This window comes from Adlercreutzia shanghongiae (genome assembly GCF_035830635.1).
Lineage (GTDB): Bacteria > Actinomycetota > Coriobacteriia > Coriobacteriales > Eggerthellaceae > Adlercreutzia > Adlercreutzia shanghongiae.
Map to the genome: position 1 here is coordinate 274,248 of NZ_JAYMFI010000003.1, position 20,460 is coordinate 294,707.

16 protein-coding genes are annotated in these 20,460 nt (G+C 59.7%); 15 read left to right on the plus strand and 1 reads right to left on the minus strand.

Annotation, left to right across the window (positions count from 1 at the left end; all coding sequences use genetic code 11):
• Nucleotides 1–14 precede the first annotated feature (14 nt).
• From VJ923_RS03190 to VJ923_RS03240, 11 genes are all read left to right on the plus strand, one after another.
• On the plus strand, nt 15–2,996 hold the full coding sequence (locus VJ923_RS03190) for a hybrid sensor histidine kinase/response regulator (protein WP_326438453.1): 2,982 nt from the start codon (nt 15–17) through the stop codon (nt 2,994–2,996).
• A 4-nt stretch (nt 2,997–3,000) separates the two neighbouring features.
• Entirely contained in the window at nt 3,001–3,975 is a 975-nt protein-coding gene (locus tag VJ923_RS03195) for a transglutaminase-like domain-containing protein (protein WP_326438455.1), read from the plus strand.
• A gap of 19 nt (nt 3,976–3,994) precedes the next feature.
• Nucleotides 3,995–5,047, plus strand: a complete 1,053-nt coding sequence (locus tag VJ923_RS03200; protein WP_326438457.1) for a type II secretion system F family protein — start codon at nt 3,995–3,997, stop codon at nt 5,045–5,047.
• 5 nt (nt 5,048–5,052) lie between these two features.
• On the plus strand, nt 5,053–5,376 hold the full coding sequence (locus VJ923_RS03205) for a hypothetical protein (protein ID WP_326438459.1): 324 nt from the start codon (nt 5,053–5,055) through the stop codon (nt 5,374–5,376).
• The gene (locus VJ923_RS03210) at nt 5,373–5,999 is read left to right on the plus strand and encodes a DUF4860 domain-containing protein (protein WP_326438461.1); all 627 of its coding nucleotides are present in this window, start codon (nt 5,373–5,375) and stop codon (nt 5,997–5,999) included. Before VJ923_RS03205 ends, VJ923_RS03210 begins: the two co-directional genes overlap by 4 nt.
• Entirely contained in the window at nt 5,999–6,658 is a 660-nt protein-coding gene (locus tag VJ923_RS03215) for a hypothetical protein (RefSeq protein ID WP_326438463.1), read from the plus strand. Before VJ923_RS03210 ends, VJ923_RS03215 begins: the two co-directional genes overlap by 1 nt.
• On the plus strand, nt 6,659–7,219 hold the full coding sequence (locus tag VJ923_RS03220) for a S4A5 electrogenic sodium bicarbonate cotransporter 4 (RefSeq protein ID WP_326438465.1): 561 nt from the start codon (nt 6,659–6,661) through the stop codon (nt 7,217–7,219).
• Nucleotides 7,220–7,240: 21 nt separating this feature from the next.
• Nucleotides 7,241–8,314: a type IV pilus twitching motility protein PilT gene (locus VJ923_RS03225; protein ID WP_326438468.1), complete on the plus strand. Its 1,074-nt coding sequence runs from the start codon at nt 7,241–7,243 to the stop codon at nt 8,312–8,314.
• Between the two features lie 42 nt (nt 8,315–8,356).
• Nucleotides 8,357–9,196 (plus strand): 1,4-dihydroxy-2-naphthoyl-CoA synthase, encoded by an 840-nt coding sequence (menB, locus tag VJ923_RS03230; RefSeq protein ID WP_326438470.1) that lies wholly within the window; start codon nt 8,357–8,359, stop codon nt 9,194–9,196.
• Nucleotides 9,197–9,209: 13 nt separating this feature from the next.
• Nucleotides 9,210–11,933, plus strand: a complete 2,724-nt coding sequence (locus VJ923_RS03235; RefSeq protein ID WP_326438472.1) for an AMP-binding protein — start codon at nt 9,210–9,212, stop codon at nt 11,931–11,933.
• Between the two features lie 99 nt (nt 11,934–12,032).
• Nucleotides 12,033–13,457 carry an amidophosphoribosyltransferase gene (locus tag VJ923_RS03240; RefSeq protein ID WP_326438474.1) on the plus strand — a complete coding sequence of 475 codons (1,425 nt, stop codon included), beginning with the start codon at nt 12,033–12,035 and terminating at the stop codon, nt 13,455–13,457.
• Between the two features lie 51 nt (nt 13,458–13,508).
• On the opposite strand, the gene VJ923_RS03245 is transcribed toward VJ923_RS03240, so the two are convergent.
• Nucleotides 13,509–14,480, minus strand: coding sequence for a response regulator transcription factor (locus VJ923_RS03245; protein WP_326438476.1), 972 nt, complete (start codon nt 14,478–14,480; stop codon nt 13,509–13,511).
• A gap of 702 nt (nt 14,481–15,182) precedes the next feature.
• Here VJ923_RS03245 and VJ923_RS03250 point away from each other — a divergent pair.
• The 4 genes from VJ923_RS03250 (at nt 15,183) to VJ923_RS03265 (ending at nt 20,269) form a co-directional block, all read left to right on the plus strand.
• Nucleotides 15,183–16,943, plus strand: coding sequence for an FAD-binding protein (locus VJ923_RS03250; protein ID WP_326438478.1), 1,761 nt, complete (start codon nt 15,183–15,185; stop codon nt 16,941–16,943).
• Nucleotides 16,944–16,945: 2 nt separating this feature from the next.
• Nucleotides 16,946–17,557 carry a cytochrome c3 family protein gene (locus VJ923_RS03255; RefSeq protein WP_326438480.1) on the plus strand — a complete coding sequence of 204 codons (612 nt, stop codon included), beginning with the start codon at nt 16,946–16,948 and terminating at the stop codon, nt 17,555–17,557.
• A 403-nt stretch (nt 17,558–17,960) separates the two neighbouring features.
• Entirely contained in the window at nt 17,961–18,302 is a 342-nt protein-coding gene (locus VJ923_RS03260; RefSeq protein ID WP_326438482.1) for a hypothetical protein, read from the plus strand.
• Nucleotides 18,303–18,565: 263 nt separating this feature from the next.
• Nucleotides 18,566–20,269, plus strand: coding sequence for an ATP-binding protein (locus VJ923_RS03265; protein ID WP_326438484.1), 1,704 nt, complete (start codon nt 18,566–18,568; stop codon nt 20,267–20,269).
• Nucleotides 20,270–20,460 lie beyond the last annotated feature (191 nt).

Consider the following 20,460-nt stretch of genomic DNA (forward strand, 5'->3'; position numbering starts at 1 on the left):
GGTTCCTGACCGGAATGGAAAACAAGACAAAAAGCGGTCGCATTATCGCGGTTATGCTCGCCATTTTGGTGGTCATCTTGGCCTTTGTGCTGTTCTTCACCATGAACACCGAGCGCATCAACGAGCAGAACGCCAAGTACCTTCAAGGTTCCACGGAGCAGTCGGCCCGTCGTATTGACGAGTGGATGACCGACTCCCAAACCAAGGTGCAGCTTTTGGCCTCTATGTACGAGGCGACGCTTGCCAGCGCCGATGACGCGAGCGTCGAGGGCCTGATGACGCTGGCCGCTTCCCTCAACTTCGATTACGTGGCGTTCTCGGAAAAAGGGGGCCTGACCTACGATGACCGCGGCCAGGAGGGCGACGCGTCCGATCGCGAGTACTATACTCAGGGCATCGAGGGCGAGTCGGGCGTCTGCGCCACGGATGATTCGCTGTTCTACGGCGACCTTTCTGTGATTTTCTACACGCCGCTGTACTTCGATGGCGAGGTCGTCGGCGTGGTCACGGGCGCGTACCGGGAAGACTCCATGGAGAACTTCCTGGCCACCTACTTCTTTGGCGAGCAGACGTCCACCTATCTGTGCGCCCGCGATGGCGTGGTGGTGGCGCACTCCTCCACCTCGTTCAGCGATGTGGGCTACGCCCAGGACCTCTATTTCGAGGAGAGCACCACAAGCGATATCACCCGTGCCGATTTGGAGGCCGCTTTCCATAACGGCACCTCGATTACGTTCGACTACAAAGGCAACGCCGGGTCTGGCATGGCCTATGTCATGCAGCTTCCCTCGTACGACTGGATGCTCATGCGCACATTCCCGTCTTCCATTACCGATGGCATGATGTCTCGCGCCAGCTTCGCGGGCCTGGTGTTCGCAGGCCTGGTGGGCCTTGCCCTGGCTGGTGTGGGCACATTCTTCCTGGTACAGACGATGCGCCAGCGCAAGAAGCTCTTAAGCGAGAGCGAGCACGCGACGGGCATCGTGAACTCGTCGCTGGCTCTGTTCCAGCGCTTTGCCGTCATCGACATGGCCAATAACACCTACGAGTACCTGAAGGACGAGGGCATCAAGGACGACCTGCCGCGCCACGGCGAGTACAACATGTTCCGCTACTACTGGCAGATGCGCTTCGCCGACCCGGAGGAGGCCGAGCGCATGAAGGAGATGCTCACGCCCGAGTACATTCAGGCGCATCTGACCGAGGATGTGAGCTACCTGCATCTGGAGTACCGCTTGGTCGACCCGGAGACGGGCGAGGTGTCGTGGAACCAGGCTTCCATGCTTCCGCTGGTGCGCGACGCATCCGGCGTGGTGCAGTCGGTGCTCATGTCGGTGCAGGATGTTACCGACGTGAAGGAGCGCGAGATCGCAAACCACAACGCGCTGGAAGACGCCTTCCGCGAGGCCGAGCGCGCCTCGAAGGCCAAGAGCGACTTCTTGAACTCCATGTCCCACGACATCCGCACGCCCATGAACTCCATCATGGGGCTTACGGCCATCGCCACCATGTATCTGGACGATCCGGAGCGCGTGAAGGACTGCCTCACCAAGATCACCACTTCCAGCCGCCATCTGCTCGGCCTTATCAACGAGGTGCTCGATATGGCGAAGATCGAGTCGGGCAACTTAGGTCTTTCCGAAGAGGATTTCGATCTGCCCGAAACCGTCGAGAGCCTCCTTTCCATCATGACGCCCCAGATCAACGACAAGCATCTGGATCTGAAGGTGGAGATTGCCGACATCCAGCACGAGCACGTGGTAGGCGACCCCATGCGCCTGCAGCAGGTGTTCGTGAACATCATGGGCAACTCCGTGAAGTTCACTCCCGAAGGTGGCACCGTGTCCTTGCGCATCAAGGAGCTGCCGAGCCGCATCAAGGGGTCGGGCTGCTACGAGTTCACCTTCTCCGACACCGGCTGCGGCATGTCCGAGGACTTTGTAAAGAAGGTCTTCGAGCCCTTCAGCCGCGCCAACGACTCCCGCGTCACCAAGGTGGAGGGGACGGGCCTTGGCATGTCCATCGTGCGCTCGGTGGTGAACCTCATGAATGGCACCATCGACGTGCAGTCGAAGCTCGGCGAGGGTACCACGTTCACCGTTACTGTGTACATGAAGCTGCGCGAGGGCGACGACCACGACCTGTCGAGCTTCCAGGGCCTGCGCGTGCTTGTGGCTGACGACGAAGAGGACGCGGCCGAGGGCGCCTGCGAGGTGCTGAAGAGCGTCGGCATGGATCCCGATTACGTGCTTTCCGGCGAAGAGGCCGTGGAGGCGGTGCGTCGGGCCGTGGAAGAGGCCCGCGATTACGTGGCCATCATTCTGGATTGGAAGATGCCCGGCAAAAGCGGTATCGAGGCGGCCCGCGAGATTCGCGAGATCGTTGCCGACGATCTGCCCATCATCATTCTTTCGGCCTACGACTGGACGGCCGTGGAGCAGGAGGCGCGCTCGGTGGGCGTGGACGCCTTCATCTCCAAGCCGCTGTTCCGCAGCCGCCTCATCCATGTGATGAAGGGCTTGCTCGATGACGAGCAGGAAGAAGCGGCCAGCGAGCTTGAGATGCTCCAGCAGACCGACTTCAGCGGGCATCGCGTGCTGCTCACTGAGGACAACTCCATCGCCGCGGCTATCGCACTCGACATCATGGGTATGACGGGCCTTGAGGTAGACCATGCCGAGAACGGACGCATTGCTGTGGAGAAGCTGCTCGATGCCGAGCCGGGGCACTACGACTTCGTGTTCATGGACATTCAGATGCCCGTGATGAACGGCTACGAGGCCGCCTCCGCCATTCGCGCTGCTGCGCAGGGCCGCGGTCTTGATGACACGACCATCGATCCGCGTCCCGATTTGGGCGAGATTCCCATCGTGGCGCTGACGGCCGACGCCTTTGCCGATGACGTGGCCCGCGCTCGCGCCGCCGGCATGAACGCCCACATGTCCAAACCTATGGAAATCGACCTGTTGGTGAAGACGCTGAAGGAATGGCTGTAGGCGCTTGGCGCGCTTGCTGACATACCGCCGGCTGGCGGCTGCGCTCGGCGCGGCTTTACTGCTCGCGCTTGCGTGCGCGCTTGCGGGATGCGGCGGCTCTCAGGGCTCGGGGTCCAGCGCCTCGGGTGATCCGAACGGCGGCGGGGGAGAAAGCACCACGTCGGGCCCGGCCTATACGGCGCCCGAGTCGCTTGCCCTCTCGTCGTTCAACGAGGGCGCGGCCCAGACGGGCAACGATTGCGCCATCGACACCTCTCAGCTCGCCCAGGGGTTTGTGGGGGCCTCGGCCAAAAGCGACTCCCGGCTCAAGTTCCAAGTGAGCAAGGGCGAGATGAGCTACAACTACGACTTGCCCGGCGACGGCACGCCCATCATCGTGCCCATCAACATGGGGGACGGCCCCTATAATTTCCGCGTTATGCAGAACACCTCGGGCAACAACTACGTGGAGCTGTTCAGCGTCATCGACAACGTGAACCTTGCGAGCGATACGGCGCCCTTCCTCGTGCCGAATCTGTTCGTGAACTACGATGAGTCCTCGGCGGTGGTGGCCAAGGCCCGCGAGCTGGCCAGCGGCGCTGCCAATCAGGGCGACGTGGTGCGCAACATCTACCAGTGGGTGGTGGACAACATCACCTACGACCACGACAAGGCCGCCCAGCTCGCTTCGGCCACCGGCTATGTGCCCGACCCCGATGCCACGCTCGCCTCGGGCACGGGCATCTGCTTCGATTACGCTTCTTTGGGCGCGGCGATGCTGCGCAGCCTGGGCATTCCGTGCCAGGTCATCACCGGCTACGTTTCTCCCGACGATGTCTACCATGCGTGGAACATGGTATATATTGATGGGGAATGGGTAAGCGTCGAGATCAGCATTAAGCCGAACAGTTGGACGCGCGTAGATTTAACCTTCGCCGCCAGTGGTGCCGCGAGCACCATTGGCGACGGTACCAGCTATACCGACCGATACACCTATTAGGAAGAAGACGAGGGACGCCATGGCCAAACCGAAACTCGACAGCGCGGGCATCAGCCTTTTCTGCGAGAGCGTCGCCATGATGCTGGCGGCGGGCATCCAGACCGATGAGGCAGTGGGCATGCTCTCCGAGGACATCGGAGACGTGGCCCTGCAAGCTACCTGCGAAAACGTCTACAAGAGCCTGAACGCCGGCGAGAATTTGGGCACGGCCATGAAGGCCTCGGGTGCCTTCCCGCGCTACGCCGTGGATATGGTGGGCGTGGGCGAGTCCTCGGGACGTTTGGAAGAGGTGCTGCGGGCGCTGGGCGTTTACTACGATGAGGAGGACCGCCTCTTCGCGAAGATTCGCTCGTCGGTGGGCTATCCGGCGGCCCTTCTGTGCATCATGAGCATCATCTTGGCCTTCACGGTCGTCATCATTCTGCCGGTGTTCGAAGACGTCTACGTCTCGATGGCCGGCTCGCTTACGGGCGGCTCGTCCGGCGCCGTGGGTCTTTCTGTCGGCATTGGCTGGGTGGCCTTAGGCATCACGCTCGTCTGCGCCATTGTGGCGGTGGCCGGCGCCCTTGCCTGCCGCTCCGAATCGGGCCGCATCTCGGTCATGCACCTCATGGAGAAGTTCCCGGCCACTCGCCCCGCCATGGAGCAGCTGGCGGTGTCCCGCTTCACCTCGGCTTTGGCGGCCTATACCGCCTCGGGCATCAATACCGATGAGGCCATGCAGCGGGCCATGGAAATTGTGGAGCACGAGGGGCTTAAGGCCAAGGCCCAAAGCGCCTATGCGCTCATGATCGACGCGGCCCACCCCCGCTCGCTGGCCCAGGCCATCAGCGAGGCCGAGGTGTTCGAGCAGATTCACGCGCGCCTGCTCACCATCGGCACGCGCTCTGGCTCGTTGGATGCGGCGCTCGACCGCCTTTCCGCGAACTTCTTCGACGACGCTATTCTGCAGATTGACTCGGCTATCGACAACATTGAGCCGGCGCTGGCCGCCTTCCTCACCATTGCTGTGGGCGCCACGCTCATTTCGGTTATGCTGCCGCTTATCGGCATCATGGGATCTATCGGGTAAGAGCCATGATTCACGGTAAGACAGCCCACATGCAGCGGCGCCGCACGCGGCGGGTGGTTGCCATCATCGTCGCCGTAGTGCTGGCGGTGCTGCTGTGGTTCACCTGGGATACGGTGAACATCGAAACTGAGGCGCAGTCCGCCGCTTCGGTGCGCACGGCGGTGCTGGATGCGGCCATGCAGTGCGCGGCCGTGGAAGGCGCCTATCCTGCGCGGCTCAGCTATCTGGAAGAGCACTACGGGCTCATCGTGAACCACGAGGATTACGCCGTCACCTACGAGGCCTTCGCTTCGAACGTGCCTCCCAGCGTGGTGGTGGTGCCGCGATGAGCATGAAGCAAGCGGGCACGACCCAGCTCGCCCAGTCCGGCAAGGCCTACGGTGGCCGCCCGCGTCATCGCGAACGCGATTTTGGCCGCGTGTTCACGGGGCTTTTGTTCGCGCTGTTCGTGGTGACGCTCCTTATGGCCATCCTCGCGGGCACCGATGTGTACCGCGGATTGAATCGCGAGAGCGCTCTCGCCGACGACCAGCGTCTTTCGCTCACGCTGCTCGCCAACGACGTGAGGGCCAACGACCAAGTTGATGCGGTGGCCCGCGCTTGGGTGACTGCCGAGGGCGTGGATATGGTCATCGCCGAGGGCGACGAGGACCTGGGCCAGCCGGCCATGGCCGACGAGAACAGCACCGAGGCGAGAAGCCTGCTTCAGGGGCCGGCCCTGGTGCTGCGCGAGACGCTGCCCTCCGGCGTGTACGAGACGCGCCTGTACCGCTACGACGGCACCATCATGGAGGAGTACGCCATGGAGGGCGCTCCCTACGATCCCGAGAAGGCCACGCCCATCGTGAAGTCTTCCATCTTCGATTTCTCTTACACAGGCGGGCTGCTCACGCTGAAAACCGACGCCGGCGAGGCTGTGGTGGCCCTGCGCTGCGCGGGAGGTGATGCCTGATGGCCGGTGGATCTGCAAGCCGCCGCTCTATGGCGGATTATTCCGTTGCGACCCATCGCGAGGCCAACGTGGCCGACGCGCGCCTGGACCGCTACAACGACCGCTTGGGCCGGGTACGCAAGGAGCGCGCTGTGTGGCCCGGTGCGGCCTTCATCGTGGAGGCCCTGCTGCTGCTCGTGTTTCTCACGGGCTCGCTGGCGGTGCTCATGAACCTGAACGCCGAATCCGACCGCATCGGCCGCGAGTCGGCGCATCTTATGAACGCCCTTGTGATGGCGTCGAATTCCGCCGAGGAATTCGCGGCCGACCCGGCGGCCGTGACGGGCGCCCAGACTCTGGATGCCGAAGACACCGATGCGAACCTGTGCTACGAGGGCGATCTGGTGCTCGTGCGCGACGTGACGGCCGAGCCCACCGGGGCCGGCGTGATGTACCGGGCGGTCATCACCGTGTGGGACCAGGATGCAGTGAGCAGCATCTCTGCTCCGAACGCCAACGCCGCCTCCTATGAGGTGACGCTGGCTGACGAGAGCGCCGAGCCAATCTATCAGGTGGAAACGGCGGCCTACGTGAGCGGCGATGTTGTGGCGGAGCCTGCGGGCACGCCTTTGGCCAGCACGCCGGTAGGCGGCGCGGCGCGCGACGGGGAGGTGAGCTAAGTGGCGAAACCCCACGGATCGGTGCGTATCGGCCCTATCAGCCTGTTCACGCTTATCATCGTGCTGTGCCTGGCGGTGCTCGCGGTGCTTTCCGTGACCACCTCGCTGGCCGAGCTTTCCACTACCGAGCGCCAAGCGGCTACCACGACCGAAACCTATCAGCTTGAAGACGTGGGTCAGCAGTTCGTGGCTAACGTGGATGCTGCTCTCGCTCAAGGCGATGCCGCAGTAGACGACGTGCTTGCGCGCTACGGAATTCAGGGGTCCGAATCCTCTGAAGCCGCCGCGACTGAAGAGCTCATTATCGAAGACGAGTCCCTGTCCGGCGAGGCGGCAACCGAAAGCGTCGAGATTTCCCTGGCGGAGGGCGAAGGCGCGCCGGTCGCCTCCTTCGGCCAGCGCTCGGGCGACGAAGTCGCCGTCACGTTCTCGGTGGAAAGCGGCCGTACACTGAATATCGTGCTGCGCCTGAACGACAACGCAACCTACACCATTGAGCAGTGGAAAGTCACAACAGAATGGACCGACGACGGCACAGGCGAGAACCTGTGGCTCGGCTAGAAAGACAAGGAGAGAGCTTCTATGAAACTGAAGGCACTGTTGCAGGAAATGATTGACAAGAAGGCGTCGGACGTCTTCATCGTCGCGGGCCTGCCGCTCACCTACACCGCCGACGGCCGTCAGAACCGCATGGACATGGCCCCGCTTATGCCCGACGATACCCGCGGTTTGGTGGAGGCCATCTACGAGCTGTCCGGCCGCGATGTCATGGTGTTCATGAACGGCCACAACCACGACGACGACTTCTCCTTTGCCGTGGCCGGCATGGGGCGTTTTCGCGTGAATGTGTTTCGTCAGCGCGGAAGCTTGGGTGCTGTCATCCGCGTCATTCCCTTCGCGCTGCCCAACCCCGAGGACTATCACATTCCCGCCGACGTCATGGCTTGCGCCGACTTCCAAAAGGGCTTGGTACTGGTGACCGGACCGGCCGGCGCTGGCAAGTCCACGACGCTTGCCTGCATCATCGACAAGCTGAACAAGGCGCGCACGGGGCATATCATCACCATGGAGGATCCCATCGAGTATGTGCACCGCCACGAGGGCTGCATCGTCACCCAGCGTGAGATTCCCTCGGATGTGGCCACCTACGCCGAGGCCCTGCGCAGCGCCATGCGCGAGGCGCCGGACGTCATTCTGCTCGGCGAGATGCGCGATTCGGAGACCATCGGTACGGCTATGACCGCTGCCGAGATGGCCCAGCTGCTCTTCTCCACCCTGCACACCACGGGTGCCTCTTCCACGGTCGACCGCATCATCGATGCCTTCCCGGCAAACCAGCAGCGCCAGATTCGCATGCAGCTGTCGCTCGTGCTTCAGGCCGTGGTGTCCCAGCAGCTCGTGCCCACGGTTGATGGCGGCATCGTGCCCGTCTTCGAGATCATGACCGCCACGCCGGCTATTCGCAACCTCATCCGCGAGGAGAAGACCCATCAGATCGATTCGGTCATCGCCAGTTCCGCCGGCGCCGGCATGCGCACCATGGATCAGAGCCTGCACCGCCTGGTGAAGGAAGGCATCGTAAGCAAGGAAGTGGCCCTGCAGCATGCCATTCACCAGGAAGCCCTGAAGAAGCGCTTCGAATCCGAAGGCATGTAAGTAATCGCCCTGAGCGATTGACACGATAGAGGAGTATCAGTCTTGAGCAACTACGAGTGGAAGTGCGGCAAGGAGTACAAGGAGATTCGCTACGAGCTGTGCGATGGTGTGGCGAAGATTTCCATCAATAGGCCCGAGCGCCGCAACGCGTTCACACCGCTGACGGTGACAGAGATGTACGATGCGTTCTCCGAGGCGCGCGACGACGCGTCGGTGGGCGTTATCTTGCTGACGGGCGTGAACCACGGCGGCCGTCATGAGGACGAGGCGTTCTGCTCCGGCGGCGACCAGAAGATTCGCGGCAACGGCGGATACGTGGGCGAGGACAACATTCCGCGCCTGAACGTGCTCGACCTGCAGCGGCTCATCCGCGTGGTGCCCAAGCCCGTTATCGCCATGGTGAACGGGTATGCCATCGGCGGCGGACACGTGCTCTCAATTCTGTGCGATCTCACCATCGCCGCCGATACGGCGAAGTTCGGCCAGACCGGTCCCAAGGTGGGCTCCTTCGACGCCGGTTACGGCGCGGGGTATCTGGCTGCTATCGTGGGCCAGAAGAAGGCGCGCGAGATTTGGTACCTCTGCCGCCAGTACACGGCTGCCGAAGCCCTGGAGATGGGGCTTGTGAACAAAGTCGTGCCCTTCGATGAGCTGGAAAACGAGTGCATGAGCTGGGCGGCCGAGATGATGCAGTTCTCGCCGACTGCCCTGCGCTTCATGAAAGCCTCCTTCAACGCTGCCACCGATGGGCTCGCGGGCATCCAGCAGCTGGCCGGCGATGCCACGCTTCTGTACTACACCACCGATGAGGCCAAGGAGGGTCGCGACGCCTTCAAGGAGCATCGTGCCCCCGACTTCACCCAGTTCCCGAAGTTTCCGTAGGATCTAATCGCCCATGATCGACATTTTTGAAAGCACTGCGCAGCTGCGGCCCGATGCCGTGTTCTTCAGCTATGTCGACAGGCGGGGGAACGAGACGGCCTACACCTATCGTCAGGTGCGGCTCGTGGCCTCCCAGTTGGCGCGGCGTTTGCGCGACAAGGGCGTGTTCCCGGGCGACATGGTGGCGGTGGATTTGCCGAATTGCCCCATGTACGTGTTCCTCGCCCTGGCTGCGGCCTACGGCGGATTCGGTTTGGTGGCGCTTAACCATCGGCTCTCCGATGCAGAAAAGCTCACGCGGCTGCTCGAGTTAGAGCGGGCCGGTGTGCGCGTGGCCTACACGGTGGATGAGGCCGGGGAGCCCAAGCTCTTCGAGGCGGTGACCAACTCGCTTCTGCGCGACGAGCGCGCCGGACGCGTGGACGACTCTCTCGGCGGTTCGGTGGAGGACGCCATCCACTTCGCCGAGCGCGCGGCCCATATTTTCGACTCCGGTCAACGGGCCCTCATCATGTTCACGTCCGGCACCACGGGCAAGCCTAAGGCGGCCGAGCTTACGTGGAACAACCTGATAGAGGCGTCGAAAGCATCGAATCGCGTGCTTTCCGGACGCGTGCGCGGGCGCGGGCTGTGGCAGGCGGTGCTGCCTTTTTTCCATGTCGGCGGCTTTCAGGTAATCGTGCGTAGCGTTTGCAGTCGCTGGCCCTTGCGCCTCTACGAGCGCTTCGACGCGAAAACCGTGCTGCGCGATGCCGAGGTTATGCACGCTTCCCATATTTCGGTTGTGGACAAGATGCTGCAGGACATGCTGAACGTGCGCCCTGGCGCCCTGGCCCAGTACGAGTGCATTCTTCTCGGCGGCGGCCCGCTGAATGCGAAGACGGTGGCGCGGGCCCTCGAGGTCAAAGCGCGCCTCTTTGCGAGCTACGGCATGACCGAAACCTCGAGTCAGGTGGCGAATTCGCCCATTACGGCGCAGTTCACCGGCGGCATGCGGCTTTTAGCCGGCTATTCGGCCCGTATCGTGGAGCCCGACTCCCAGGGCTTTGGCCGACTTGCCCTGCGCGGCCCCGGTGTGTTCGGCGGTTATGCGAACGCGCGAGCGGCCTTCACGGTGGACGGGTACTTCCTCACCGGCGATACGGCGGCTTTGCACGAGGGCTGCCTCTACGTGCGCGAGCGCACGAGCGACATGTTCATCTCCGGCGGCGAGAACGTGTACCCGGCCGAGATCGTGGACGCCCTCGTGCGCATTCCCGGCGTGGCCGATGCCTACGTGTTCGGCCTGCCCGACGCCCGCTGGGGGCGTCGTCCCGCCGCGGTGGTGGAGCTCACCCCCGACGCGCCGCTGATCAGCACGCGGCGTTTGCGCGACACGCTGGCCCGGCGTCTTTCGAAGCTGTACGTTCCCGAGCAGATTTCCATTGTCGACGAGCTGCCCCGCACCGGCATCGGCAAGATCGATCGCGCGGCTTGCGAGGCGCTATTCAGCCAGAATATCAACATCAAGCGCGTGGTGCTGCACCATGTGCGCCTGCCGTTTTCCAAGCCCTTCAAAACACCGAAGGAGACGCTCACCTACCGCGACACGGTCATCGTTGAGGTGATTGACCGCAAGGGCCGTGTGGGTTTGGGGGAGTGCACCGCCTTCGACACCGATTGGTATTTACCCGAAACGCTCGGCGATGATGTGCACGTCATGCGCGAGGTGCTAGGTCCGCGCGTCATTGCCGCCACGTACCTGCATCCGCGCGAAGTGGCCGCCGACCTGCTTGCCCTTGAGGGGGCGCAGGACTTCCCCATGGCGGTGAGCGCTCTTGAGATGGCCTGCTGGGACTTGTACGGAAAGATTGCCGACAAGCCGCTGTGGAAGCTGCTCGGCGAGGAGTTCGACCGCATGACTCGGGCGGCATCCGCGCTCGAGGGCGAAGAGCCCGCCGTGGGCTGGGCGCGCCCGAGCGAGCGCCGCGGTGCCACGCGCAAGGTGTACAGCGGCGCGGTGGTGGGCCTCGGCACGCCGTCCCAAACCGTGGCCGAGGTGCGCGAATGCGTGGACGCGGGCTACCAGCGCATCAAGCTGAAGGTGGCGCCGGGCAAGGGGTTGCCTGCGGTGCGCGCCGTGCGCCGGGCCTTCCCCCGCCTGCTCATCACGCTGGATGCGAACCAGAGCTTCGGGCTGCACAACCTCGCCGAGCTGCGGGCCTACGACGAGCTGGATATCGGCTGGATCGAAGAGCCGCTCAACCTGGCGGCGGCCGGCGGCGAGCGAGCGAAGCGCGATCCGTTTGCGCGGTTGGCGTCGTTCCAGCACACGTTGGCCATGCCCCTTTGCCTAGACGAGTCGTTCACCAGCGCCGAAGAGGCCGCGGGGCTCTTCGAGCATCCCGAGCTGCGCTGTGCCATGGTGAAGATCGGGAAGTTCGGCGGTATCGAGCGGTCCCTCGCCTTCGTGCATCGGGCGCTGGCCGAGGGACGCGAGGTCTGCATGAGCGGCATGTACGACACGGGCGTGTCCCGCTTCGCCCACGCCGCTTTCCAAACGCTGCCCGGCGTGGTCATTCCCGGCGATTTGGGCGCCACGGCCCGTTATTTCGACGCCAATCTCACGGTGCCCGCCTACACGGCCCCCGACGGCATCATCACGCTGAATGCCCCCGGCCACGAGAGCGGTCTGGGCTGTGCGCTGGATTCCGCGACGCTGGCCGCTGTGCGCCAGCGTCGATACGTTATCGAGTAACTCACCATTTTCTTTGCCCTTTTAACCATCGGGCAACATTCGGGCAGGTGCACCATATATACTTTCATTCATCGTTGAAACGCGAAGACGGAGGACTTCATGGGCGGCTTTTTCGGTGCAGTTTCCAAGCGCGACGTGGTGCTGGACGTTTTCTTCGGAGTCGATTACCACTCTCACCTCGGCACGCGCCGGGCGGGCATGATCGTGCGCGATCGCGAGGACGGCTTCCAGCGGCAGATTCACTCCATCGAGAACACGCCCTTCCGCACGAAGTTCGAGGACGACATCGTGCGCTTCCACGGCACGAGCGCCATCGGCTGCATCTCGGACGCCGACCCGCAGCCGCTGCTGGTGCGCTCCCATTTGGGCACCTTCGCCATTACCACCATCGGCGCCATCAACAATGCCGAGGACCTGGTGAGCGAATATTTTGCCCAGGCCAACAGCCAGTTCATGGCCCTCAGTTCCGGCGCGGTGAATTCCACCGAGCTGGTGGCCGCGCTCATCAACCAGAAGGACGACCTGGTTTCCGGCATTCAGTACGCCCAGTCGAAGATTGACGGCTCGCTCACGCTGCTCATCATGACCGAAGACGGTGACCTTATTGCCGCGCGCGACTTCATGGGACGTCTGCCCGTGCTGGTGGGCGCCGACGACAACGGCCATTGCGTGGCCTTCGAGTCGTTCGCCTATCACAAGCTGGGCTACCACGACGAGTACGAGCTGGGCCCGGCGGAAATCGTGCGGCTCACGCCCGACGCCATCGAGGTGCTCTCGCCGGCGCGCGACGAGATGAAGATGTGCGCCTTCATGTGGGTGTACTACGGCTACCCCAACTCCAACTACGAGGGTGTGAACGTGGAGGTGATGCGCTATCGCAATGGCGCCGTCATGGCTCGCAACGAGGCCGCCCGCGGCGCTTGCCCCGAGGTGGATTACGTGGCCGGCGTGCCCGATTCGGGTGTGCCGCACGCCATCGGCTACTCCACGGAAAGCGGCATGCCCTTCGGCCGTCCGTTCATCAAGTACACGCCCACCTGGCCGCGCTCGTTCATGCCGGCCAACCAGGATTTGCGCAACAAGATCGCGAACATGAAGCAGGTGCCCGTGCCCGAGCTCATCCGCGACAAGAAGCTGTTGTTCGTGGACGACTCCATCGTGCGTGGCACGCAGCTGCGCGAGACGGTGAACTTCCTGTACGACTCGGGTGCCGCCGAGGTGCACATGCGCAGCGCGTGCCCGCCCATCATGTACAGCTGCAAGTACTTAAGCTTCTCGTCCAGCAAGTCGGACATGGACCTCATCGCCCGCCGCGTGGTGGATCAGCTTGAGGGCGACGAGGGCCTGGATCATCTGGCCGAGTACGCCGACGCGAACACCGAGCGCGGCCAGTGCCTGCTGAAGACCATCTGCGAGGACATGGGCTTCGACTCCCTGAGCTACCAGAGCCTCCAGGGCATGATCGAGGCCATCGGCATCGACCCGGAGAAGATCTGCACCTACTGTTGGGACGGCCGGGAGTAGGTGCAGTTTTGGAACGCTTTCGAAAGGCGAGTCGATTGGTCGGCTCGCCTTTTAGTTTCTTTCGATCATATCGATAAGGCTCTGCCGGGAGTTGATTCCCAATTTTTGGTAAACATGCCGTCGATGAGACTTCACCGTATTCTCTGACACGATTAGTTTCTCTGCAATACTCTTAAGGGAATTGCCTTTTGCTAGCAGGGTAAGGACATCATACTCTCGCTCGGTGAGGCCATACTGGCCGGCGATTGCTCGACAGTGTTCGATAATGTCAGTTTCCTCAGGGCTTTTCAATGAGGAGGCTGTGCCGCTATTGTCGGAGCGGGTAGCTTGCAGATTGCTCGCAATCATCATGAGAGCAAGCGATATCATTAGTAGAACGACGGCGATTATCAAGAGGCTTGTGTCGTGCATGGGGAAAAATTTTGTAAAGTATGCCGTCGCCTCAGTCAGGAAGAAAAACCACCCAATTATGGCGCAGGCAAAGACAGAAGGGTTGGCAGAGTGCAAGCCTCCGAGCCATATTGATGACGCTATGGTGTAAACAAGAAGGAACCAGGCACTTGCAAACATGAGCCCGGCAAGCGAGAAATGCTGAGATGGGAGAAATAAGGTACAAAGAACAACAAAGCTGACGAAAGAGGATAGAAAAGAGTATGTAACAATCGGTGCATTTTTTGCGGAGGCGAAAACCGAAAGCAAGCAGAGAGCTATTCCGAGTGGAATTGTTGCCCAAAGCCAACCGAACGAATCTGCAGCAACCCAGTTATTGGTGAGAAGGGTTTTGGAGATGCCGCCGCTCAGCAATATCGAAGCAACAAACAAAGGGATATTGGGGGTTTGCTTTGCTGCAGCCTTGGGAGAGGTCTCTCGTTCCTCTGGATTCGTTGGGCTTAGGGCAATCATTCCCGCAGTGAGCGGAAGGCTCAGGGCGATCCAGGGAGCAGCAAACGTGGGCAGCGCAATAAGTAGGAAATAGCAGATAATCATGATAATAGAAGCAAGACTAAGCTCAAAGATGAGCAAGGGAAACTCCCTTGGAGCCACTCTGGCGATCCAGTGGGCAAATAGAATCCCATAAGTGCAGCCTCCAGCAAAACCTCCAGTACATGTCAAAAGCAACTCGAAGACACGATAGTAAGTAGACGCCCATGTTAAGACGGTGCAGAGCCCGGCGCATGCAACGGCCAGGAGCACGAACTGCCGATCGCAGTCGTGTCGCAGGCGAAAACATGGATATACGAACATGATGAACGCGGCGGTAATAACCGAGCATCCCTTAAAAAGCGTCGGTTCGCTTAGATAAACGCCAAGCACCTGCTGCCCAACGTTGCCAGCATAGATATACCATCCCCAGATTATACCGAGAATAAAAGAGGCCAGGAGTAGGTTGGCTTTGGCCTGCTCGTGGACAAGCCGGTTCAGACGTTGGTGTAAAGAAGAGAATATCCGCACTTTAAATCGTCTTCGCAATTTGCATAGCTGAACAGCCCCCTTGTTAATGCCAAATAGTATGACACGAACCAATGCGTGACACAAACGTGTAATTTCATGTTTTCCCAGTTTAAGGTTAATTTCGCCCTTTTTGGGCGAGACAAAAATGGGGAAACGCCCTTTAAGGAGGTCGATGAAAACGAGGTAAATTGCGATTCTCTTGGTGCATTGTTCAAAGGGCAGATAACTGATTGACGCCGATAGTGATGCGCCCTTAGAAAACAAGGAGGAGAAATGGAAGTCAACACACTTAGTCGTCGAAGCTTCTTTAAGGGAAGTGTTGCCGTTGCTGCGCTCGGCGGCTTGACCATGGCCGGCTGCTCTTCGGAGCAACCGATGGCTGCTACTGGGGCGGCTACAGGAGTTTTACCGGAGAAGTGGGATCGCGAGGTCGATGTTATCGTAGTGGGAACGGGCACGATTCTGCCTGCAGCTCTACGTGCACACGATTCGGGGCTTGAGACCCTTATTATCGAGAAACACCCCACGCATTTTGGCGGTACGTCATATTTCCATGGTGGTGGCTGCTCTTGCCCGAATAGCACGGTTGCGCTCGAGAGCGGTGCCCCTGAGATTCCGCGCGAGCTTTGCAAGGAGTACATGGTCGATACCTCCGAGGGACGGACAAGCGATACGGTTCTCGAGGCTATGCTTGAGAACTATGTACCGGCCATTGACTACCTTGCGGATGAGTGCGATTTTCCCATCAGCTATTTCTCCGGCACCACCATGCCCTATTCCGTGTACACGCCATTGAGCGTGTTGGACAAGGACTTCGGTGGCGTTCAGGGGCATGTCGGCGTAGAACCCACCGAAGATGGCAAGATGCTCGGTCGTGCCTGGACGGCCTATTTCAAGGACGCGATTGATGAGCGCGGTATCGAAGTGCTTATGGGCACAGCCGCCAAACAGCTCATCTACAACGGCAATCCTCAATTGGAAGATGGCGAAGTAGTGGGCCTCTATGCAGAAACCGAAAATGGCACCATTGCCGTCAAGGCCCGCTATGCAGTAATTCTGGGTACAGGCGGTTTCGACCACAACAAGGCGATGATGGAGGCCTTCATTCCCAATCCGATGTATGCCACCAACGCTATTGAGACGAACACGGGTGATGGCCACCTCATGGCTATGGAACTTGGTGCTGATTTACGCAACATGAAGGAAAGCTTTCGCATGGCCTTTACGCCTATTGAGGAAGAGATGAACTATGCCATTACTGATTTGAGCGCCGACGATGGAAAGACTGTCAATACCGAACAGTCCACTGGTCGCATGATGCTAGGTCCTGGGCAGGCTGGCTCCATCGTGGTCAATCGGCACGGTCAGCGGTTTGTCGATGAGTCCACCTCCTATGATTGCTTCGGCCGAGGATTCGAACTCTATGATCCTGGTTGGAAGGAATGGCGCAACATTCCTGGCTTCCTCATTTTCGACAAGACTTACAAGGGGCTTCTCGGAAACGGTATGCCGACGCTACAGCAGTTGGCAGAGAAGGGGGAGCCGATTCCCGATTATGTCGCCCAATATGATACTCTCGAGGCGCTTGCTGACGGCGAGGGCATCGATAAAAGCGCTTTGCTTGCCACCGTTGAGCGGTATAACGGCTTCTGCGAGACGGGTGTCGATCTCGACTGGAATCGTGGTGTTTCCTCTTGGGACAGGTTTACGTGTGGCGATCCGTCCCGCGTGGAGAGCGGCGAGCTGAAAAATCCCTGTCTTGCGCCGCTTAACGAGGGCCCCTTCTATTGCATGAAACTCTATCCTGGACTCATGCAGACTAAGGGCGGTCTCGTAATCAACGAGAATGCCCAGGTCATGAACGTTCAAGGTAACCCTATTCCGCGTTTGTACGCAGGGTCGAATTGCATCGCCAACATCATGGGCCCCGGATATGGTTGGGGTGGATGCACGACAGCCAATGGATACATTGTTGGCTACATTGCGGCGAATCATGTCGCCACGCTGGAGTCTTGGGAGCAGAAGGCGGAATAGTCATGGAAGGCAAGTCTTTTTTGAAGAAGGTTCTTCCGGTCATTGTGTTGGGCGCCATGCTCGCTCTGGCCACAGCGTGCGCTCCGAAGACCTTGTCGACCACGGGCTCAGCCGAAAAGGGCGAAGAGGCTGCTGTTGGAACCGTCACCGTAGAATGGTCTCCCGAATCCGATTGCGCGACGTGCCATACGGTAGAAGAGGAATCCCGCGCTGATGCGAACTGTGTAGCGTCTTTGCATGCAGCTACAAATTGCATAGACTGCCACTCTGATACTGATGGGCTAGCAAAACGACACGACGGCGTGACGTCTGAGGATAAGATGCCCAAGAAACTCAAGAAAACTAATGTTGACCAGGAGCAGTGTCTCTCGTGTCACGGGAGTTACGAGGAGCTTGCTCAGAAGACCATGGGCTATCAAGGTCTTGTCGACGAGCACGGCACAGTGGTAAATCCTCACGCTCTGCCCAAAAGCGAGGATCATAGCGCAATTATTTGCGGTGATTGCCACAAGATGCATAGCAGCGATGGAGATATTGCTCAAAATGCCCTGAACAAGTGCTCAACTTGCCATCATCATAATGTTTTCGAATGTGGAACATGCCATAGCGTGTAACCGGCTGCAGCTGCTCTTCCTTTCGCAAAAGCATTAAGGTTTCAGGTGCTTGGCCGGATGCTTCCTATCCCCTCCCCTCTAGGTTGTCTTGCCGCTATAGCACTTGCCCCTTAAATGCTTGTTGTCGCGGTGCCCTTGTGTCTACACAAGGGCACCTTGCTATCAGCTCTTTTGGCTCATTTCAAGTTGTCGCAACGAGTCAACTCGCCTCCTCTCAAGGAATCCGGAACTATGGCATTCTAAAATAATAAGGATATTGGCCCTGAAAGGGCTTGGGCTGGGTAAGTTCTTGTCGCCTGAAAACGACAAGGATGCTATGCAACGCGTATGAATGCCAGACTCCCATTTCCCCCGTTGAGGCTATGCGGTCAGACCTTTCTCTTCGCCTGGTGCATGGGGCTGTTTGCCAATTTTCCTGTACGACTCGGGCGCCGCCGAGGTGCACATGCGCAGCGCGTGCCCGCCCATCATGTACAGCTGCAAGTACCTGAGCTTCTCGTCCAGCAAGTCGGACATGGACCTCATCGCCCGCCGCGTGGTGGACCAGCTTGAGGGCGACGAGGGCCTGGATCGTCTGGCCGAGTACGCCGACGCGAACACCGAGCGCGGCCAGTGCCTGCTGAAGACCATCTGCGAGGACATGGGCTTCGACTCCCTGAGCTACCAGAGCCTCCAGGGCATGATCGAGGCCATCGGCATCGACCCGGAGAAGATCTGCATCTACTGCTGGGACGGCCGGGAGTAGCCGGCTCCGCCCGCCCTACGGGACGGGCGAATCGGTCGACGCTGCGGTTTCGCAGAAGCCGAACTGAGAGGGCGGGCCGCCGAGCGACCCGCCCTCGCTTTTTGCAGAAGGAACGGCTCTCTAATCACTCTCTATCTACTCTCGAAATCACTCTCGAATTGCAGTATAATTTCGAGAGTGATTAGAGAGCAGGTAGAGAGCTGTTTCATCTAGTGTGATGCGGCGCTCTATTCTGAGATAGGCCCTGAGAAAAGGTTTGCATTATGACGCCTGAAGAACTTGAGCGTATCGTAAAGAGGCTTCGCAGGCAGGGATGCGATGATGCACAAGTGGAGGTGAAGGCATGTCGCGATGCTCTCTCGAAAGATGTCTGGGAGAGCGTGAGCGCTTTCGGCAACACTCGCGGCGGCATTATTATATTGGGCCTGGAGGAAAACGAAGGCTTCAGACCCGTACCCGGATTCAAGCTCAATAGAGTGAGGGATCAGTTTGTCTCTGGGCTGGAAGAGGGCGGCAATGCAAAGCCGAAGATTCGCAATATGCCCCAGTACGATTTGGAGCGAATTGACTTTGAGGGCGCGCAAGTTCTGGTGATAGAGATTAGCGAGGTGGAAGCTCGCTTTAAGCCCTGCTACCTACGTGACAGGGGCCTATCGAACGGGGCTTTTAAGCGCGTCGATGATAAAGACATCAAGCTATCGCCTACTGAAATATTCGAGCTGCAACATTTATTCGAGCCCTCTCCCGCCGATCGCGAGGCGGTAAAAGATTCGTCAGTGGAAGACCTCGATCAAATGTTAGTAGATCGCTTGCTCACGAGGGAGAAGGAGCGAGGGTCGCGGGCGTTGCGGGGCACAGATGATCGAAGTGTGCACTTGAAGCGACTCAATGTTACCACCGCATCGGGTGCTCTGAGCCTTGCTGGTTTGATGGGCTTGGGAGCTTACCCGCAGGAGTACTTTCCCAAATTAGTAGTTGATGTCACCGTTCATCCGGGTATTGAGAAGTCGGAGCCAGAGGGGCCGCGGTTTTTGGATCGGATAATTTGCGAAGGGCCCATCGGTGAGGCGGTGGATGAGGCTGTTATTGCTGTTTCGCGCAACCTGCGAACTTATTCTTACATTGAGGGATCCGGACGACATGATGAGCTCGAGATTCCGCGTGATGTGTTGCGTGAGGCCATTGCCAATGCCGTCATTCATCGCGAGTATTCGAGCTTTTTTGTGGGTCAGTCGGTATCGGTCGACATCTTTGCGGACAGAATTGAAGTTACCAACCCTGGTGGACTGTGGGGCGGCAAGACCCTTGAGACTCTAGGCGACGGACAGTCCCGTTGCCGCAACAGCTCCCTTATGCAGCTTGTCTCGCGTACTGAATATTCCGCTGAAGGAGCACCTGTGGAAGGCCAGGGCTCGGGAGTACGTCTTATGATTCGAGAAATGCAGTCTCATGCACTTGATGAGCCACGGTTTGAGGCGGGTATCGATTTCTTCAAAGTTGTATTGCAGCGTGGGGGAGCGGAAATTGCATCCAACCGAGAGTGGATGGACAATGTGACTGCGCGCCCGATGAGTTCGGCAGAGAGGGCCGTGCTCCTTGAGGCGCGGAGAGAAAAACAGGTTTCGGTGCGGAAGTTGCACCAGCGCCTCGGATATGATTCAGATGAAATACGGTTGGCGCTGGGGGCTCTCGAAGGCGATGGTCTTCTGAAGAAAGTGTCGAAAGATAAATACGAGCTTTTCCGCGATGATGGCGAGTTGCCAAAAACGCCCAAAGTGTCAGCGCGTGAGGCCATCATCGACGTGCTGGAGAATGCTGAATCTCCTATGAGCATGCGGGAAATTGCCGAGATGACAGGTCGAAAAATTGCGACGCTGAGGGCTCAGATGGCTCACTTAGTGTCCGAAGGATTGGTGGTGCCCACGGCTTCTTCGACAGACACTTCGAGGAAGTACGTAATCAAGTAGGCGGGAAGGCTTTAACCGAATAGACGATGCGAGCACTCTACTTACTCTCGATTTAGACTCGATTTTCGAGAGTAAATCGAGAGTGTTTCGAGAGTAAATCGAGAGTGTTTCGACTCCTTGGGGCGCCAGAGCTTTCTCGGCATGCTAGAAGCCATCGGCATCGATACGGAGAAGGTTTGCGCCTACTGTTG

Coding starts and splice junctions, on each gene's coding strand:
- VJ923_RS03265 (WP_326438484.1), top strand. CDS start 18,566: ATGACGCCTGAAGAACTTGAGCGTATCGTAAAGAGGCTTCGCAGGCAG.
- VJ923_RS03255 (WP_326438480.1), top strand. CDS start 16,946: ATGGAAGGCAAGTCTTTTTTGAAGAAGGTTCTTCCGGTCATTGTGTTG.
- VJ923_RS03240 (WP_326438474.1), top strand. CDS start 12,033: ATGGGCGGCTTTTTCGGTGCAGTTTCCAAGCGCGACGTGGTGCTGGAC.
- VJ923_RS03210 (WP_326438461.1), top strand. CDS start 5,373: ATGAGCATGAAGCAAGCGGGCACGACCCAGCTCGCCCAGTCCGGCAAG.
- VJ923_RS03215 (WP_326438463.1), top strand. CDS start 5,999: ATGGCCGGTGGATCTGCAAGCCGCCGCTCTATGGCGGATTATTCCGTT.
- VJ923_RS03190 (WP_326438453.1), top strand. CDS start 15: ATGGAAAACAAGACAAAAAGCGGTCGCATTATCGCGGTTATGCTCGCC.
- VJ923_RS03235 (WP_326438472.1), top strand. CDS start 9,210: ATGATCGACATTTTTGAAAGCACTGCGCAGCTGCGGCCCGATGCCGTG.
- VJ923_RS03250 (WP_326438478.1), top strand. CDS start 15,183: ATGGAAGTCAACACACTTAGTCGTCGAAGCTTCTTTAAGGGAAGTGTT.
- VJ923_RS03205 (WP_326438459.1), top strand. CDS start 5,053: ATGATTCACGGTAAGACAGCCCACATGCAGCGGCGCCGCACGCGGCGG.
- VJ923_RS03200 (WP_326438457.1), top strand. CDS start 3,995: ATGGCCAAACCGAAACTCGACAGCGCGGGCATCAGCCTTTTCTGCGAG.
- VJ923_RS03225 (WP_326438468.1), top strand. CDS start 7,241: ATGAAACTGAAGGCACTGTTGCAGGAAATGATTGACAAGAAGGCGTCG.